The following is a 15,072-nucleotide window of genomic DNA, read 5'->3' on the forward strand; positions in this document are numbered from 1 at the left end:
CGGTTGTCGGGTGTCGGTTGTCATGTCTGCAGCACGTAGCTGCCGGGCGCGTCGCCCAGGTCGGGGCCCATGGGCGGCGGCGCCGCCTGCGCACCGGGGCGCGCCGCCAGCCACGCTTGCCAGGCGGGCCACCACGAACCGTCGTGGCGCGGCACGTCGCGCTGCCAGCTGTCCGCGTCGATATACGGTTCGTCGTGGCGGTGCGTGGCCAGCTGGTAGCTGCGGCGCGGCTGGCCCGGCGGCGAGACCACGCCCGCATTGTGGCCGCCCGAGGTGAGCAGGAAGGTGACGTCCGTGTCGGTCAGCAGCTGCAGCTTGTAGACGGAGCGCCACGGCGCCACGTGGTCCGTCAGGGTGCCGACGGCGAAGATGGGCGCGCCGATGTCGGGCAGGGCGATATGCCGGCCCGCCGTGCGGTAGCGGCCTTCGGCCAGGTCGTTGTGCAGGAACAGGCGGCGCAGGTATTCCGAGTGCATGCGGCAGGGCATGCGCGTGGCGTCCGCATTCCAGGCCATCAGGTCGCTGTCCTGTTCATCCTCGCCCAGCAGGTAGTGGCGCAGGCGGCGCGACCAGACCAGGTCGTTCGAGCGCAGCAGCTGGAAGGCGCCCGCCATCTGCTTCGTATCGAGATAGCCCTGCTTCCACATGGCCGCTTCCAGGAAGCTGACCTGGCTGTCGTCGATGAACAGCGACAGTTCGCCCGGTTCCTTGAAATCCACCTGCGACGCCAGCATGGTGATGCTGGCCAGGCGCGCATCGCCATCGCGCGCCATGGTCGCGGCGGCGATCGCCAGCAGGGTGCCGCCCAGGCAGTAGCCGGCCGCGTGCACCTGCGGCGCGCCCGTGATGGCGCTCACCGCGCCGAGCGCGTCCATCACGCCCAGCTGGCGGTAGTCTTCCAGCGACAGCTCGCGGTCTTCTTCCGTGGGGTTTTTCCACGAAATCATGAATACCGTGTGGCCCTGTTCCACCAGGTAGCGCACCAGCGAATTGTGCGGCGACAGGTCGAGGATATAGAACTTCATGATCCAGGCGGGCACGAACAGCAGGGGCGTGGCATGCACGCGCGCTGTCGCGGGCGCGTACTGTATCAGTTCGATCAAGTCGTTGCGGTAGACGACCTTGCCCGGCGTGACGGCCACGTTGCCGCCTGCCGTGTAGCTGCGCTGGTCGGGCGCATGCTGGCCCATGGCGGCACGCTGCCAGTCGTCGGCCATGTGGGCCATGCCGCGCGCCAGGTTGGCGCCGCCGCTGGTCAAGGCGGCTTGCTGCACGACGGGATTGGTCAGCATGAAGTTCGATGGCGCCAGCATGTCGAGCCACTGGCGCACGGTGAACGTGACGACATCCTCGTGGTGCGGCGCGACGCCGCGCACGCCCGTCGTGGCGCGGTGCCACCACTGTTGCTGCAGTAGGAAGCCCTGGTAGACCAGGTTGTACGGCCAGCGCTGCCACGCGGGATCGTCGAAGCGCCGGTCCTGCGGCAGCGGGGCGATGCACGGTGGTGCCGCGCCGGCGCCGGGCAGTGCGGACTGTACGGCGTACTGCTGCCAGCGGGCGATCTTCTTCCACGCTTCCTGCAGCAGGGTTTGCTGCTTCGATGGCGCCAGCGCCAGGTGACTGAGCCAGTCCGCATACGCGTTGCCCAGCGCTGCCGGTGATATGCCGCCCGTGAACTTGCCCAGCCAGGCGTTCAGCAGCAAGTCCAGGGTGGCGCCTTCGGGCGCGCTTTCCGGGTAATCGGGCACGGGCACCCCTTGCCAGGCGCTGCCCTGGCGCTCATGTTCCCTTGTCTGCTCCGTATTCGCCTGCCGCGCTGTGCTCATCCAGGACTCCTGTCATTTTTTTACAGGATAGCAAGAGCTTGTTCAAAAAATTATGATCTACATCAAGTTTGGCTGGATGGGGCATCGGCCTGTGCCTCGTCGATGATCCACGCCATGAACGCCTGCACGGCGGGCCGCGCGGCCGCATCGGGCCGCGTCACCAGGTAATACGCGAAGCGCGCGGGCCACGGCAAGTCCAGCACCTGCACCAGGCGCCCGGCGGCGATTTCCGCGTGCGCATACAGCTGCGGCACCAGGGCCAGGCCCTGGCCCGCTTCGGCCGCGCGGATCAGCAGGAAGTCATCCTCGAAAGCGCTGCCCCGTGCGGCCCGGGCATCCCCGGGCGCGCCATGCGCGGCCAGCCACAATGGCCAGTCGGCGCGGTCCGTGTCGTGCAGCAGCGGGTAGCGCAGGCAATCGGCCGGCGTGGCGATGGGCGGCTGGCCCGCCACCAGGGCAGGGCTGGCGACGGGCACCAGCACGGGCGCCATCAGCCGCGTCGCCTGCAGGCCCGGATACTCGCCCAGGCCGTGGCGCAGCGCCACGTCGACCCTGTCGCGGCGCAGGTCGACCAGGGCCGATGTCGCTTCCACGCGCACCTCGATCTGCGGGTGGCGCCCGTTGAAGCGGCCCAGGCGCGGCACCAGCCAGGCGGCGGCGAAGGTGGCCACCGTGCTGACGGTCAGCGTCTGGCGCCCCGCGAGGTCTTCCAGCGCCTCGCTGGCGCTGGCGATCTGCGCGAACGCGGCCAGCAGGGTGGGGTGGACCCGGGCGCCCGCTTCCGTCAGGCGCAAGCCCTGGCGTTCGCGCGTAAACAGGGGCGTGCCGACCCGTTCTTCCAGCAGGCGGATTTGCTGGCTGACGGCGCCCGACGTCACGTGCAGCGCTTCGGCGGCAGCCTTGATGCTGCCGCGCTGGCCCACTTCGACAAAGGCGCGCAAGGCCTGGAGCGGCAGGGGATGTTTCATGGGTTTAGTTTTTCTATAGTCTGCAGCAAAAAATCATCGTTTCATTTTTCACGATGCAGCGGTGATTATAGCGGGGTTCGCCGCTGCCATTAACTTTAGAAATTCTAATGAAAGAAACCCCATGACTGCTTCCGCACCACAACCCGCCGCGCTCGCGCTGTACACGGACAGTTCGCCCAACGGCTTCAAGATCACCATCGCGCTGGCCGAACTGGGCTTGCCGTACCAGCTGCACCATGTGCGCATCGAGCACGCGGAACACCGGCTGCCCGCCTTCCTGGCGCTCAATCCGCACGGCCGCATACCCGTGCTGGTCGACCGCGACACGGGCGTCACCGTGTTCGAATCGGCCGCCATCCTGCTGTACCTGGCCGAGAAAACCGGACGCTTGCTGCCGGCGGACCCGCAGCAGCGCTGGGCCGCCGTCACCTGGCTGCTGTTTCACGCGGCCAGCATGGGGCCGCTGCTGGGCCAGCGCGTGCATTTCGAGATCGCCGAAGGGGGCGCGAATGGCGCCGCCGCGGCGCACTTCCGCCAGCTGAGCGACGCGGCGCTGGCCACCCTGGATGGCCGCCTGGCCCGCAGTCCGTACCTGGCGGGCGACGCGTATTCGGTGGCCGACATCGCCAGCTTCGGCTGGCTGCATATCGCCCGCATCGTCGGCTTCGACCTTGCCGCCTGGCCCCACGTGCAAGCCTGGCATGCGCGGGTGGCGGCGCGTCCCGCCGTCCGCCTGGGCGTCACCATTCCCGCGCCCGCCACGGGCGCCTGACCTGCCTCAAGGAAGACCATGACCATCGATACCAGCGGCGCGTCGTCGCACGCTTTCACGCACCACCGCGGCTACCGCCGCATGTTCGCGCCCGGCGCGCTCACCCTCGGCATCTATCTGCCGCTGCGTTTTTACCAGGGCGACATGCAGGCGCTGGCCGGGCAGGCCGAGCTGGTCGCCGCCATGGACCGGCAAGGCTTTGCCGCCGCCTGGGTGCGCGACATTCCCCTGTTCGATCCCCGTTTCGGCGATGCGGGCCAGCTGTTCGACCCGTGGACCTACCTGGCGTATCTGGCTGCCCGCACGGATTCGCTGGCCCTGGCCACGGGCAGCGCCATCTTCACCTTGCGCCATCCCGTCGACCTGGCCAAGGCGGCCGCCAGCATCGACCAGTTGTCGGGCGGACGCCTGGTGCTGGGCACGGCCTCGGGCGACCGCGCCGGCGAATTTCCCGCGTATGGCGTGCCGCACGCCACGCGCGGCGTACGCTATGCACAGGCCGTGCACATGTTCCGCCAGCTGCTGCAAGAGGGCGCCACCAGCATCAGCGGCCCGCTGGGCAGGCTCGAGGGACTCGAGCTGCTGCCCAAGCCCGTGGCGGGCGCCATTCCCCTGGTCGTCACCAGTTCCTCGGGCCAGCCGCTGGAGTGGATAGGGCGCCATGCCGATGGCTGGCTTACATATCCGGAAGCGACGGATACGCCGGCCGGGCCGCGCCGGCTGGCGGACAAGATCCGCGCCTGGCGCGCCTGCATCCCCGATGGCGGCTTTCGCCCCCACATGTGCAACGAGTGGCTGGACCTGGTGGACGACCCCGATTATCCGCGCACGCCCGTGCGCAGCGGCTACGTGCTGCGTACGGGGCGCAAGGGCTTGATCGACCTGCTGGGAGAGTGGCGCGAGGCGGGCGTCAACCATGCGGCGCTGGGCATCCAGCATGGCCAGCGCCCGGCCGCGGAGGTGCTGCAGGAGCTGGCGCAGGAAGTGCTGCCGCATTTTCCCTCGCATGCGGCGCCGGCCCGCGCCGTGCCGCGCTGGTGAGCATGGTTCAAAACGCCCGGCTGAGCGTATAAATCAGCAGGCCGGCCAGGCCGCCCACGATGGTGCCGTTGATGCGGATGAATTGCAGGTCGCGTCCGATGGCCAGTTCGATGCGCTCGCTCATCTCTTCCTTGCTCCACAGGTCCAGGCGGGCCGCGATGAAGGCGCCTACCTCGCCCCGGTAGCGGCGCACCAGCGCGCCGCTGCCGGCGACGACGGCAGCGTTCAGCCATGCCCGCGCAGCTTCGTCCGTGCCCAGCACCTGGCCCGTGTTGCGCGCCAGGCCGGCGATCGCTTGGGCCAGCACGGGCTGGTCCGCGTGCAGGTCGGCTTGCAGGCGCGTGCGGAGGTGGTTCCAGACGTCGCCCAGCATGGCTTGCACCGTGTCGCTGGCGACCAGCTGCAGCTGGTAGCGGCGTACCGTCTCCTGCCAGTGCGGGTCGGCCTTCAGGTGCAGCGCGCTGTCGGAGATCCAGCCGGCGATGCGCTGGCGCAGCGGGTGGGCGGGATCGACGCGCACGGCGACGGCAAACTTTTGCAGAGAGGCGATCATGCGCGGCTCGTATGCCTTCACGGCCTTTTTTACCAGCGCGTTTTCGATCTGGAAGGCGCCCAGCACGAAGTCGCCGATGGCGGCGTGGTGGCGCTCGTCGTCCAGGTAGGCGGCGCTGCGGTCGAGCATGAAGTCCAGCAGCAGCTGCGGCTTGCCGTCGGCGATCAGCGCATCGATGCAGTCGGCCGCCACGTCCGACACATTCAATTGGCCCAGGTAGCTGCTGGCCTGCTCGCGCAGCAGGCGTCCCAGCTGTTCATGGTCGGCCATCGCCAGCAATTGCCTGGCGACGCCGGCGCTGGCCATGCCCAGCTGCCGCGCGTGGGTCTCGTCGCCGAGCCAGGCGCCCAGCCGCGCGGCAGGATCGGCCTGCGCGATGCGTTCGGCGATGCCTTGTTCGGTAATGAAATGGTTTTCCACGAAGGCGCCCAGGCTGCGGCCGATGTCCGCCTTGCTGTTCGGGATGATGGCCGTATGCCACAGCGGGATGCCCAACGGGTGGCGGAACAGGGCGACGACGGCGAACCAGTCGGCGATCGCCCCCACCATAGCCGCCTCGGCAAATGCTTCCACATAGCCCCAGGCGGGATGGCCGCCCCGCTGCGAGCGGGCCACGGCAAAGACCAGCGCGGCCAGCAGTAGCAAGCCCGCGGCCAGCCACTGCATGCTGCGCAGGCGCGCGCGCTTGAGCTGGTCCGTGCTCTGGTCCAGTTGTGCGATGAGGTCGGGGGAACGTTGCATGGATGGCGGCCTGCAGGGTTGCGAGACCGCCATCTTACTGCGATGGCGCAGTGATGCGATTACTGTTGCGGATGCAGCAGCGAACGGCGGCGCGCGTAGCCGAAGTAGATGACCAGGCCGATCACGAGCCAGATGGTGAAGGCCACCCAGGTGACCCAGCTGAGAAAGCTCATCAGGCCCACGCACAGGATCACGGCCAGCGCCGGCACATACGGCACGCCGGGGCAGCGGAAGGCGCGCGGCAGGTCGGGACGGCGCTTGCGCAGCACCACCACGGCCACGGACACCATGGTGAAGGCGGCCAGGGTGCCGATGTTGATCAGTTCAGCCAGGATGTTGAGGGGGATCACGGCGGCGATCAGGCCGAACACGATGCCTACCAGCCAGGTGGCGAAGAACGGCGTGTGGAAGCGCGGGTGCACGGTGGACAGGCGCTTGGGCAGCAAGCCGTCGCGCGACATGGCGAAGATGATGCGCGTCTGGCCGAAAGCCATCACGAGGATCACGGTGGTCATGCCGAGGATGGCGCCCAGGTCGACGAAGCCGGCGATCCAGTTTTCGCCCGCATATTGCAGGGCCAGCGAGACGGGATGGTCGACGCCGAGGAATTTTTGGTAGGGCACGATGCCCGTCATGATGGCCGACACCACCACGTACAGCACGGCGCACACGGCCAGCGAGCCGATGATGCCGATCGGCAAGTCGCGCGACGGCTTCTTGACTTCCTCGGCGGCCGAGGTGACGGCGTCGAAGCCGATGAAGGCGAAGAACACGAGGGCGGCCGCGCTCAGCATGCCGTGATAGCCGAACGGCATGTAGGGCTGCCAGTTGGCCGGCTGCACATGGCGCGCGCCGAAGATGATGAACAGCAGCACCACGCCCACCTTGATGGCCACCATGACGTTGTTCAGGCGGGCCGATTCGCGCACGCCCCAGCCCAGCATGGCCGTCAGGGCCAACATGATGACGAGGGCGGGCAGGTTGATGAAGGTGGTCACGCCGGGCAGGGCGCCGGGCGCGGCGGTGAGCGCGACGGGCAGCACGATGCCAAAGCCCGACAGCAGCGACTGGAAGTAGCCGGACCAGCCGACGGAGACGGCGGCCGCGGCCAGGCCGTACTCGAGCAGCAGGTCCCAGCCTATCATCCAGGCGGCCAGCTCGCCCAGGGTGGCGTAGCTGTACGTGTAGATGGAGCCGGCCACGGGCACGGTGGAGGCAAATTCCGCATAGCACAGGGCGGCGAAGCAGCAGGCCACGGCCGCCACGACGAAGGACAGCGACAGGGCGGGACCGGCCGTCAGCGCACCCGTGCCGGTCAGCACGAAAATGCCGGTGCCGACGATGGCGCCTATGCCCATGAGCACCAGGTCAAACGGGCCCAGCACTTTCGCCAGTCCTCCCGGCTTCTTGCTGTGGGCGATCATATCATCCAAATTCTTGGTTCTAAATAAGCTCACTGTGTCTCCTGGTAATTTTTGTCATGGCGCCATTGCCGCCTCGTGAGTAGCACGACGCAGCCAGATTCTAGCCCAGGCGGCAGGCATTCTAGAAGGAAATATGTACTGTGCCGTGCGCGCCTGCCACGAGGGCCACGGCGGCAGGCCCAAAAAAAAGCCCCGGGATGATGGACCGGGGCTGTAAAGGAGACTGCTTTAATTGCGTAAATAGTTGCCTGTTTGGCTATTTCGAAAAATGGGCTTCGATTTCTTCCAGGGTCTTGCCCTTCGTCTCCGGCAATAAAAATGCTGCCGCCAGGAAATACAGCACGGTGCAGCCGGCGCCGAAGAAGAACAGGGTCGAATAGCCATGCAAGCCCACGGTGGGCAGGAAGATGGCGGCGATCACCGTCGAGACGAACTGGTTGACCAGCAGCGCGATGCTCATGCCGTTCGAGCGGATGCGCGTCGGCATCAGCTCGGACAGGGCCAGCCACACGCACACGCCCGGTCCCACGGCAAAGCTGGAAACGAACACGCAGATGGCGATCGCCACCAGCCAGCCGTGCGTGGGCGAGGGCACGGGGCCCAGGCTGGCCTTCTCGATGCGCAGCGGCGCGTCGCGCCCGGCGGCCGGGTCGGCGAACGGGTTCAGGTGCAGCTTGCGGAAGAACACACCGATCACGCTGTCGGCCTGCACGGCGTCTTCGCGGGCGATCGTCACCTGGCGCAGCACGGGGTCGTCGCTGCGCAGGCTTTTCACGTTGGTGAAGGGGCCGTAGGCGTAGGCGATGGTCAGCTGCTGCGGCGTGCCGTCGGCGGCCGCGCCCAGGGCCGTCAGGGTGGCCGCATCGAGGTGCACGGCCAGGCCGTCGCTCCGGACCTGGGCCGCGATGGCGGGGCGCACATCGGCCAGGTGCGCCTCGGCGCCGCGGAACAGCAGGCCGGCCGCCAGCAAGGAGACGACGATGCCGCCCGTGCCCAGCATCAGCAGGAATTTGCGGCCCTTGCGGTCCACCAGCAGCACGGCCACCACCGTCATCACGGCGTTCAGCACTTTCAGCAAGACGTCGGCCATGTTGGCCGAGGCGCCCGACAGGCCCGCCTGGTTGAGGATGTTGACGACATAGGCAAGGATGGAATTGATGCCCGTCGCTTGCGTGCAGGCCAGGATCAGGCAGGCGAGCAGGAAGGGCAGCACATAGCGGCGGCTCAGCAGCGGGTCCTTGACCTTGGCCGCGCCGCTCGTCCTGGCCGCATTTTCGGGGGTGTCGAGCATTTCGCGCAGTTCCAGGTCGGCGGCGGCGGGCAGGCGCGTGCGCAGCAGCGACTGGCGCGCCTGTTCGACACGGCCGCGGCGGGCCAGCCAGCGCGGCGACTCGGCCAGCAGCAGGGCGCCGATGGTAAACACCAGGCCCGGCGTCAGGCAGACCCAGAAGATGCTGCGCCAGGCGTGGTCCTTGGCGGCAAAAATGGCGGCGATGCGGCCCGCTTCCGGCAGCGCTTGCGCCGCCTGCGTGGCCGTTTCCACCGTCTGCGCCTGCAGCAGGCCGATCAGGGCGGCAGCCACCAGGCCGATGGTCAGCAGCAGCTGGAACAGGGCGGCGCCCCGTCCCCGCTGCTGCGCGGGCAGGCATTCGGCCAGGTACAGGGGCACGACGACGCCGATCAAGCCGCCGCTGATGCCTTGCAGCAGGCGGCCCAGCAGCAGCGGCATGTAGCCGTCGGCCAGCGCGATCAGGGGGATGCTGGCGCTGAACAGGGCGCCGGCCAGGAACATCACCCAGCGCCGGCCCAGGATATCGGCCAGGGCGCCGGCGAACAGCGACGACAACACCGAGCCCAGCAGCACGGCGGCGACGATAAAGCTCAGCTGCTGGGCCGTCAGTTTCCAGGCCACGGAGGCCGTCGATTCCAGGTACGGCAGGGCGCCGGCGATGATGCCGATGTCTATGCCGTACAGCAATCCCCCCATGCCGGCAATAAATAGCAGGTAGCGCATGGCCCACACGGGGGCCTTGTGTGACGTGTCGTGCATGAAAACTCCGGGACGGGGTTGAGGTGGGGTGAAGTGGTCTAGCGGGTGGAAAGATCGATGGCCGCGCCTTCGACGAAGACGGACACGGGCTGCAAGCTGGCATCGAGGACGACGATATCGGCCCAGGCGCCGGGCGCCAGGCGGCCCCGTTCGGATTCGCCCAGGTAGTCGGCCGGGTACAGCGACAAGCGGTTCGAGGCGTCGGCCAGGTCCAGGCCCAGATCGACGAAATTGCGCAGGGCCTGGTCCATGGTCAACACGCTGCCGGCCAGCGAGCCCGTGGCCAGGCGCACGCAGCCCAGGCATTTGTAGACGCGCTGCGTGCCCAGGCCGTATTCGCCGTCCGGCATGCCGGTGGCCGAGGTGGCGTCCGTCACGCCGTACAGGCGGGGGATGGCGCGCAGGGCCGCGCGCAGGGCGCCCTTGGCCACGTGCTGCAGGTCGGGGATGATTTCCGCGTATTCGGCATGCGCGAGCGCCGCGCCCACCATGCCCGGGTCGTAATGGGTCATGCCCGTCATGCCGTTGTACAGGTGCGTGAAGCCGGAGACGCCGGCGTTGAGCGCCGCCACGCCTTCGTCATACGTGCCGGCGCTGTGGCCGATCTGCACGCGGATGCCCATGGCCGCCAGTTGCGGGATCAGTTCCAGGTGGCCGGGGATTTCCGGCGCCATGGTCAATACCTTGATGGGCGCGATGGCGTGAAAGCTTTGCACGAGCGCCAGGCTGGCCTGCACCACGTCGGGCGGCTGCGCGCCCAGGCGGTGCAGATTCAGGAACGGTCCTTCCAGGTGCACGCCCAGCATGCGCGCGCCGTTCGCGGGGCGCTCGGCGATGACGCCGGCCAGGCCGTGCAGCGCGCGGCGGATCGACGGCTCCTTTGCCGTCAGGGTGGTGCCCAGCAGGGCCGTGGTGCCGTGGCGCGCATGCACCTGCGCCACGGTGGCGCCCGCGTTTGCGCCTTCCATGATGTCGACGCCGGCCGCGCCGTGCACGTGCAGGTCGATAAAGCCGGGCAAAATGGTCAGCGCGCTGTCGGCGGCAGGGTCTTCTTGTATCTGGACGATACGCTGGTCAAAGGTGATGGTGCCCGTGATCCAGCCAGATGGGGTAAGGATTCTGCCGCTCAGCATGTGTTATTCCGCTATAAAAAGTTCGATGCCCAGCTTTTGCAGCCCTTCGCGGTACTCCTGGCTGATGCTGGCATCGGTGATGACGGTATCGACGCGGTCCAGTTGCACGATGCGGTGCAGGCTGACGCGGCCGAACTTGGAGGCGTCCGTGAGGACGATGATTTTCTTCGCCCGTTCCACCATCTTGTGGTTCAGGCTCGCTTCCGCTTCGTGGTGGGTGGTGACGCCAAACTGCAGGTCGAAGCCATCCACGCCCAAAAACAGCTTGTCGAAGCTGTAGGCCTGCAAGCAGGTTTCCGCCTGGCTGCCCTGGATCGACAGCGACTGCTTGCGCAGCAGGCCGCCCGTGAGGATCAGGTCCACGCCCGGTGCGTCGGCCAGTTCCCACGCGATGTTCAGGCCATTCGTGGCCACCGTCACGCCGGTCGCATCGCGCAGATGGCGCGCCAGCGAGATGGTGGTGGTGCCCGAGTCGATGATGATGTTGTCGCCCGGTTCCACCAGCCGCGCGGCATAGGCGCCGATGCGCTCCTTCTGCTCGTGGTTGATGGCGTCCTTCTGGCGTATCGTGTGCTCGGGCGGCGGCGTGCGCGTCAGGGTCGCGCCGCCGTGGCTGCGCGTGGCCATGCCTTGCGCTTCCAGCGCATTGAGGTCGCTGCGGATGGTGACCGCGGACACGCCGAGCTTTTCCACCAAATCGGTCACTTGCACCGAGCCCTGCTGGGCAAGCATTTGGAGGATGGATTCACGGCGTTGGCTGGTATTTCGCATGGTGGCGGGCTCAGTAAAAAAATGAAAATACCGAGCTTAACAGATTGCCGCTTCGGCAATGGGGGGCAGGGCCGCATTGCGGTTGCAGGCGCGCGCATATTGCGCCAGCAAGCTGCCGATCTTGTGCTCGATCAAGGCCGGCGCCTGGGCTTGCAGGCTGCCCTGCACCACGGCCAGGTACTGCTCCGGCAAGTGCTGGCTCAGCAGCGGCAGCGGAATCGTCACGGCGTCCAGGTTGGCCAGCAGCTTGTCGACGGTGGCCGCCACTTCCGGCTCGCCCCAGTAATAGCGGCAGCGGTCGCTCAAGCCGTAGCGGCGCATCAGGCGCTGTTCCTCGGGCGTGCCCAGGTAATGCTTGATCCAGTTCTTCGGCTTGGCCACCATCACGTCGTCGAGCACCTGCATCAGCTGCGAGGTGGCGTGCGCCGGCAGCAGTTCCTGCTCGATCTGGCATAGCGCGTACAGCGCTTCGCGCAGGGCGAAGGTGGCGGCCGGACCCACTTTCAGGATGGCGAAATGGTCGCGTACCATGGCGTGCAGCGCCGATTCGCGCTGGTAATCGGTGGAATGGGCTTCGAACACGAGGCCGGGCTGCTCGGCCACGAAGGCCGACAGTTCGGCCGCCGCCGGTGCGTCGTAATGCTGGATGCTGCTCTGGTCGAAATCGACGCCCGGCTGCACCACCATGGCGATGACCCTGCGCCAGGCGCCATGCAGTTCATTGTCGAGGAAGGCGCGGCGGTGCACGTCCAGGGTGCGGCGCGCCGCCTGCGGGCTGGTGACGGCACCGGCCTGCGCCAGCGATGCCTCGCCGCCGGGAATCGGCACTTCCGTGCCGATCACGTAGACGGGCGGCGCAAAGCCGGCCGCGGCGGCCGCCGTTTCGGCGACGATGCACAGGCGCGCCGAACGGGCGGCCACGGTTTCATCGTCGAGCTGCAGCGGGTCATCAAGGCAGCGCATGCTGCAATCGAGGTGGATCTTGTGGAAACCGGCCGACGCATACGCGGCGATCAGGGTCTCGGCGTGGGCCATCGCGGTAGCCGCATCGAGATGCTGCCAGGCGTTCGGACCCAGATGGTCGCCGCCCAGCACCAGGCGCTCGGTGGGGAAACCCTGTTCGCGGGCCAGTGCCAGCATGGTGTCGCGGAAGACGGCCGGCGTCATGCCCGTGTAGCCGCCGAACTGGTCGACCTGGTTCGAGGTCGCTTCGACCAGCAGCACCGTGTCGTACTCGCTGGCCACGCGCATGGCGGCGCGCAGCACGCTCGGGTGGCTGCAGCAGACGGCGTACAGTCCCACGCGCTCGCCGCGGCGGTGCGCCTTGATCACCTGCTGGATGGGCGACAGGGTAAAAGTCGGGGTTTCCACTTGCTTCATCATGTTTACGCCTTCGTATGTTGTCGTATCAAAAGGGCCGCGCCGCGCGCGCCGCCGGCGTCGCCAAAGCGGGGCGGCAAGATGGGCGGCACGTGCACGCCGGGGAACAGATGGCGCTTGACGGCGGCCGGCAGCTTGTCGTACAGGTGGGGCAGTTTGGACAGGCCGCCGCCGAGCACGATGACGTGCGGGTCGTAGGCCAGTACCAGGCCAGCCAGCGCGTGGCCCAGCACATCGAGGTGCACGGCCACCGTGCGTTCGGCCACGGCGTCGCCCATGTTGGCGCGCGCCACGATGGCCAGCGGCTCGGCGCCGTCGCCGCCGAAGTGCGCGTGCAGCTTGCTCATGGCGGGACCGGAGACATAGCGTTCCAGGCAGCCCGTCTTGCCGCACGGGCAGGGGTATTCGGCCAGGCCGTGCTGCGTCTGCAGGGTGGCGGGCAGGGTCCAGTGGCCCCATTCGCCGGCCACGCCGTTAAAGCCGCGCAGCAGATGGCCGCCCACGCAATAGCCGCCGCCGGCGCCCGTGCCGAGGATGGCGCCGAACATGCTGGCGGCATTGTCGGCTGCGCCGCCTTGCGCTTCCGACAGGGCGAAGCACTGGCAGTCGTTGCCGATGGCGACAGGACGTTTCAAGGCCTGCTGCAGGGTCTGCGCCACCAGGCGGCCGTTCAGGGCGGGCACGTTGGAGCTCAGTTGCCGGCCGCTGGCGCTGTCGATCACGCCGGGCAAGCCGATGCCGACGGGCGCCGCCGTGCCCAGCGCGGCGTCGCCGCGCGCCACCAGGTCGACGATGGCTTGCACGAAGGCGGCAAAATCGTCGCCCGGCGTGGCCACCCGTTCGCGGAACACCTCGGCCAGCGCGCCGTCGCGGTCGGCAAAGGCGACCAGCTCCATCTTGCTGCCGCCGATGTCGATGCCGTGGTAGCCCAGGGGGCGATTAGAATTGGTCATGGCCATAGATGGTGACGCCCTGCACGACACGGTTGACGATGCCGCCGGCGAATGGATTGTCGGGGCGCAGTTGCAGCAGCGCGGACTGGTGCAGCGCATATTGCTGCGCCATCAGCAGCCACAATGGCGCCAGCCAGGCGTCGGGCCAGGCCGGCGCGTCGGCTGACAGGTCGCCGCCGATGCCCGCCGTCAGGCAGCGCTGCGCCACGCTGTCGCGCTGCAGTTCTTTCAGCAGGTCGTCTTCGTACTGGCGCGCCAGCGGCTTGCTGCTGCGCAGCAGGATCACCAGCGACTCCGTGGTGACGGCCGATTTCGGGCCGTGGCGGAAGCCCAGCGGCGTATTCGCCATCGCCATCACGCGGCCACCCGTCAATTCCAGGATTTTCAATGCCGCTTCCTTGGCCAGCGCTTCCAGCGGGCCGCTGCCCAGGTAGACCACGCGCTGCACGGCTTGCGAGCCCAGGTCCGCCACGGGGGCCGACCAGTCGCGCAAGGCCTGTTCGCCCAGGCCGGCCAGGGCCTCCAGGCGCTGCAAGTCCGTATCCTTGCCCAGCACGGACAGGGCCGCCAGCAGCATGCTGGTAAAGCTGCTGGTCATGGCGAAGCCGCGGTCGCAGCTGCCGGCCGGCATCAGCAGGTTATAGGTGTTGCTGTCGTTGGCGCCCTGGCGTGCCAGCTTGCCGTCCGCGTTGCAGGTGATGTTCAAGAAGCGCGCGCCGGGCACGACCTGGCGCAGCAGCTCCACGGCCGCCAAGCTTTCCGGGCTGTCGCCGCTGCGGGCAAACGAGACGAGCAGGGTGGGCGCATCCGCTTCCAGGTACAGCTCATGGTGCGTCAGCAGGGTGGTGGTGGCGATGGCGCGGATCTGCGCGGGCCAGGCCGCATTCAAGGTATCGACGACGATTTCGCCCACGTAGGCCGAGCTGCCGGCGCCCGTCAGGATGACGCGCTGCGCAGGGTTGGACAGCGCGTCGCCGAGAAAGGCCGCCAGGCTGGCTTGCTCGTCGCGCAAAATGGCGGCCAGCGCGCGCCAAATGGCCGGCTGGTGCGCGATTTCCTCGGCCGTGTGCAGGCCGCCGATGTCGCGCCAGGTTTGAATGTCACGCTGAAGAAGGGTAGTCATGGAGTGTCAGTAAAGTGTTTGTTGGAGAAAGCATAAATACTAAATTTCGAAAAGTCAAATACGAAAGTAAAACGAAAGTAAATTATTTCGCGGCTTGCGAAATAATGTCGTTTTATAGGGGCGGAGATGGCTCTCAAACGTGCTGCAGTGCCGCATGACAGCCCGTGCTGCTGCGGCTTGTCGCTGAAATGCCACGATAACGAAAGTTTGTTTTGTGCGATTTTGGTGATTCGTAAGATAAATGCGCCAATTTTGGGCATTTTATTAATAAATTGCTGCCAAAACTTTCTTTTGATTGACGATATTTATTTTTCTTCTTAAAGTATTTCCATCACTT

At 67.3% G+C, this 15,072-nt stretch carries 12 protein-coding genes; 2 read left to right on the forward strand and 10 right to left on the reverse strand.

Annotation, left to right across the window (positions count from 1 at the left end; all coding sequences use genetic code 11):
* Positions 1 to 20 precede the first annotated feature (20 nt).
* The gene (locus tag VPH41_RS08635) at positions 21 to 1,826 is read right to left on the reverse strand and encodes a PHA/PHB synthase family protein (protein ID WP_328569651.1); all 1,806 of its coding nucleotides are present in this window, start codon (positions 1,824 to 1,826) and stop codon (positions 21 to 23) included.
* 62 nt (positions 1,827 to 1,888) lie between these two features.
* Entirely contained in the window at positions 1,889 to 2,794 is a 906-nt protein-coding gene (gene gcvA / locus VPH41_RS08640) for a transcriptional regulator GcvA (RefSeq protein ID WP_328569652.1), read from the reverse strand.
* A 121-nt stretch (positions 2,795 to 2,915) separates the two neighbouring features.
* Between gcvA and VPH41_RS08645 the strand changes: the two genes are divergently transcribed.
* Together VPH41_RS08645 and VPH41_RS08650 are read left to right on the forward strand one after the other, a co-directional pair.
* The gene (locus VPH41_RS08645) at positions 2,916 to 3,566 is read left to right on the forward strand and encodes a glutathione S-transferase family protein (RefSeq protein WP_152285171.1); all 651 of its coding nucleotides are present in this window, start codon (positions 2,916 to 2,918) and stop codon (positions 3,564 to 3,566) included.
* Positions 3,567 to 3,584: 18 nt separating this feature from the next.
* Entirely contained in the window at positions 3,585 to 4,607 is a 1,023-nt protein-coding gene (locus VPH41_RS08650) for an LLM class oxidoreductase (RefSeq protein ID WP_287771096.1), read from the forward strand.
* Between the two features lie 7 nt (positions 4,608 to 4,614).
* Here the strand turns inward: VPH41_RS08650 and VPH41_RS08655 are convergent, their stop codons facing one another.
* The 8 genes from VPH41_RS08655 to VPH41_RS08690 all read right to left on the reverse strand — a co-directional run bounded on the left by VPH41_RS08655 (position 4,615) and on the right by VPH41_RS08690 (position 14,735).
* A complete protein-coding gene (locus VPH41_RS08655; RefSeq protein WP_328569653.1) occupies positions 4,615 to 5,901 on the reverse strand; it encodes a DUF445 domain-containing protein in 1,287 nt (428 codons plus the stop codon).
* A 59-nt stretch (positions 5,902 to 5,960) separates the two neighbouring features.
* Positions 5,961 to 7,358: an amino acid permease gene (locus VPH41_RS08660; RefSeq protein WP_152285174.1), complete on the reverse strand. Its 1,398-nt coding sequence runs from the start codon at positions 7,356 to 7,358 to the stop codon at positions 5,961 to 5,963.
* 223 nt (positions 7,359 to 7,581) lie between these two features.
* Positions 7,582 to 9,375 carry an MFS transporter gene (locus VPH41_RS08665; protein WP_328569654.1) on the reverse strand — a complete coding sequence of 598 codons (1,794 nt, stop codon included), beginning with the start codon at positions 9,373 to 9,375 and terminating at the stop codon, positions 7,582 to 7,584.
* Positions 9,376 to 9,413: 38 nt separating this feature from the next.
* On the reverse strand, positions 9,414 to 10,508 hold the full coding sequence (locus VPH41_RS08670) for an N-acetylglucosamine-6-phosphate deacetylase (protein WP_328569655.1): 1,095 nt from the start codon (positions 10,506 to 10,508) through the stop codon (positions 9,414 to 9,416).
* 3 nt (positions 10,509 to 10,511) lie between these two features.
* Positions 10,512 to 11,279, reverse strand: coding sequence for a DeoR family transcriptional regulator (locus VPH41_RS08675; protein WP_034781637.1), 768 nt, complete (start codon positions 11,277 to 11,279; stop codon positions 10,512 to 10,514).
* Positions 11,280 to 11,315: 36 nt separating this feature from the next.
* Positions 11,316 to 12,659: a D-tagatose-bisphosphate aldolase, class II, non-catalytic subunit gene (locus VPH41_RS08680; RefSeq protein ID WP_328570501.1), complete on the reverse strand. Its 1,344-nt coding sequence runs from the start codon at positions 12,657 to 12,659 to the stop codon at positions 11,316 to 11,318.
* Positions 12,660 to 12,664: 5 nt separating this feature from the next.
* The gene (locus VPH41_RS08685) at positions 12,665 to 13,612 is read right to left on the reverse strand and encodes an ROK family protein (RefSeq protein ID WP_328569656.1); all 948 of its coding nucleotides are present in this window, start codon (positions 13,610 to 13,612) and stop codon (positions 12,665 to 12,667) included.
* The gene (locus VPH41_RS08690; protein ID WP_328569657.1) at positions 13,599 to 14,735 is read right to left on the reverse strand and encodes an SIS domain-containing protein; all 1,137 of its coding nucleotides are present in this window, start codon (positions 14,733 to 14,735) and stop codon (positions 13,599 to 13,601) included. Before VPH41_RS08690 ends, VPH41_RS08685 begins: the two co-directional genes overlap by 14 nt.
* Positions 14,736 to 15,072: the final 337 nt, after the last annotated feature.

Source organism: Janthinobacterium sp. P210006 (assembly GCF_036231885.1).
Classification (GTDB): Bacteria; Pseudomonadota; Gammaproteobacteria; order Burkholderiales; family Burkholderiaceae_D; genus Janthinobacterium; species Janthinobacterium violaceinigrum.

Coding starts and splice junctions, on each gene's coding strand:
- VPH41_RS08645 (WP_152285171.1), top strand. CDS start 2,916: ATGACTGCTTCCGCACCACAACCCGCCGCGCTCGCGCTGTACACGGAC.
- VPH41_RS08690 (WP_328569657.1), bottom strand. CDS start 14,735: ATGACTACCCTTCTTCAGCGTGACATTCAAACCTGGCGCGACATCGGC.
- VPH41_RS08635 (WP_328569651.1), bottom strand. CDS start 1,826: ATGAGCACAGCGCGGCAGGCGAATACGGAGCAGACAAGGGAACATGAG.
- VPH41_RS08675 (WP_034781637.1), bottom strand. CDS start 11,279: ATGCGAAATACCAGCCAACGCCGTGAATCCATCCTCCAAATGCTTGCC.
- VPH41_RS08685 (WP_328569656.1), bottom strand. CDS start 13,612: ATGACCAATTCTAATCGCCCCCTGGGCTACCACGGCATCGACATCGGC.
- VPH41_RS08650 (WP_287771096.1), top strand. CDS start 3,585: ATGACCATCGATACCAGCGGCGCGTCGTCGCACGCTTTCACGCACCAC.
- VPH41_RS08670 (WP_328569655.1), bottom strand. CDS start 10,508: ATGCTGAGCGGCAGAATCCTTACCCCATCTGGCTGGATCACGGGCACC.
- VPH41_RS08655 (WP_328569653.1), bottom strand. CDS start 5,901: ATGCAACGTTCCCCCGACCTCATCGCACAACTGGACCAGAGCACGGAC.
- gcvA (WP_328569652.1), bottom strand. CDS start 2,794: ATGAAACATCCCCTGCCGCTCCAGGCCTTGCGCGCCTTTGTCGAAGTG.
- VPH41_RS08665 (WP_328569654.1), bottom strand. CDS start 9,375: ATGCACGACACGTCACACAAGGCCCCCGTGTGGGCCATGCGCTACCTG.
- VPH41_RS08680 (WP_328570501.1), bottom strand. CDS start 12,659: ATGAAGCAAGTGGAAACCCCGACTTTTACCCTGTCGCCCATCCAGCAG.